Origin of the sequence: Dissulfurispira sp. (genome assembly GCF_036745535.1) — a bacterium.
Taxonomy (GTDB): Bacteria; Nitrospirota; Thermodesulfovibrionia; order Thermodesulfovibrionales; family Dissulfurispiraceae; genus Dissulfurispira.
In genome coordinates, this window is sequence record NZ_DAIOFX010000173.1 from 1 (window position 1) to 1,589 (window position 1,589).

At 39.0% G+C, this 1,589-nt stretch carries 2 protein-coding genes; both read left to right on the forward strand.

All coding sequences use genetic code 11. The features are described 5' to 3' along the window. Nucleotides 1–44 precede the first annotated feature (44 nt). Nucleotides 45–1,226 (forward strand): hypothetical protein, encoded by a 1,182-nt coding sequence (locus tag V7L97_RS12590; protein ID WP_333656524.1) that lies wholly within the window; start codon nucleotides 45–47, stop codon nucleotides 1,224–1,226. Next, nucleotides 1,223–1,589: hypothetical protein (locus tag V7L97_RS12595; RefSeq protein ID WP_333656526.1), on the forward strand; the 367-nt coding region annotated here is incomplete at its 3' end. The genes V7L97_RS12590 and V7L97_RS12595, both read left to right, overlap by 4 nt.

Consider the following 1,589-nt stretch of genomic DNA (forward strand, 5'->3'; position numbering starts at 1 on the left):
AGGCATACGATTTAATGCGCAACATCGACAGCAAGAGGACGTAGATGGCTGGTAAAAGCCATGTTAAAAGGATATTATTCCTGATAGGTGAAAGGGAGTTTGTTTCGGTTCAGGAAAGGCTGTTGCATATTCCATCGAGGCTTGCAAAATCCGGCTTTAGTGTCGATGTGGTTACATACAAGGAAGAACTGCACGAAAAGGCCGAGTCTTTTTATAAAAATACCAGCAATGTTAAGACTATATTTCTAAAATCAAAACCCCTCATCTGGTCGCCACAACAAAGGGATGACTTTGTCAAAATATTTATTAAACACACATTTGATTTTTTTATTCCGGATACCGATTTAAAATACTGGAAGACATCTGCGTTTGACGATTTCAGAGGTCATATAGCTTCGTATGCATTTTCTGGACTTGAAAGCGACTACGACCTTCTGATAATGCCGCTTCCTTCTTCTGATGAGCCGCCAACAACTGAATGCGATGTTTTTTATTCAACACTTGTCTTTTATGCAAAAGAGAAGGGAATTCCTATAGTCGGACTTCAGATATATCCTGCCATACATACGCCGCCCTTGTTTTTAAGGATTCTTGACTACTTTGTCGTAAAAGAGGAGTCGGAATTGCAGTATTATCAGCAGTACGACATATCTCCAGAGAGGATTTTTGTTCTTGATGATCAGCTTGAGAACTATTGCATTACGACGGTGGAGGATGTTTACAAAAATCTCATGTTTGATGAACAGATTGCCATTGGCAAGGATGAGTTAGGTATTCTTATTGTGAACCATTCAAAATACCGGCCGCAGATTATTGAAGCCTTGCAGGCATTGTCGAGGCTGAACATAAAGAAGTCAACATTTTTCTATAAACGGGGGTACTATGTCCGTGAACTTTCAGAAGATCAGATAGTGGATGAGATATTGAAGCCTTATATTGAAAAGACAGGCGGAAATTATTATATCGTCCAGGAAGGGTCGCTTGTGAAGCTTATAATGATGTGCGATATTGTTGTATCTGCAACTTACATTATCCCTTTGGGTTTTGCCGTGAAGCATTTTAAAGATGCGGTTGTATATAACCCATTAGTAAAGACATTAGACATTCATGACAACGTTTCTTTTGTCAATAATAAGGATGCCCTGGCTGGTGTTATTATGGAATCATACAGCAAAAAACAGTCTCGAATGTCTATGACTGATATTATGAAAAGGATATTATCATGAGTCTGAAGAAGAAGAAAATAGCCTGCTTTGTCGCCTTGCCGCATCATACAAGGTTTCTCCTTCCGATAACCGAGGGAGCGAAGAAATACGGTGCTGATGTGCAATTTTTTCTTACAATGTCTGATTATCCGTTTGAGCGGGACCTCTTCAAGAAAAAAATTGCATATAAATATCTCAATAATTACATCAACGATGAGATCAGGGAGAAGATTGACAAATCATATAATGCATTTCTGAATGAATGGGCAAAGAGGCTTTTCCAGTGGGATGGTTTCCGGCAATGGCCACTATTAGAACAGGAAAGGATGACGACCTGCTGTTTTGAGGAGTATTTCTGTTTGGAGGAGTTTATAAAAAAAGAAA

What these genes read in the sequence shown, in the direction of transcription:
- V7L97_RS12590 (WP_333656524.1), top strand. Translation starts at nt 45, where the DNA reads ATGGCTGGTAAAAGCCATGTTAAAAGGATATTATTCCTGATAGGTGAA.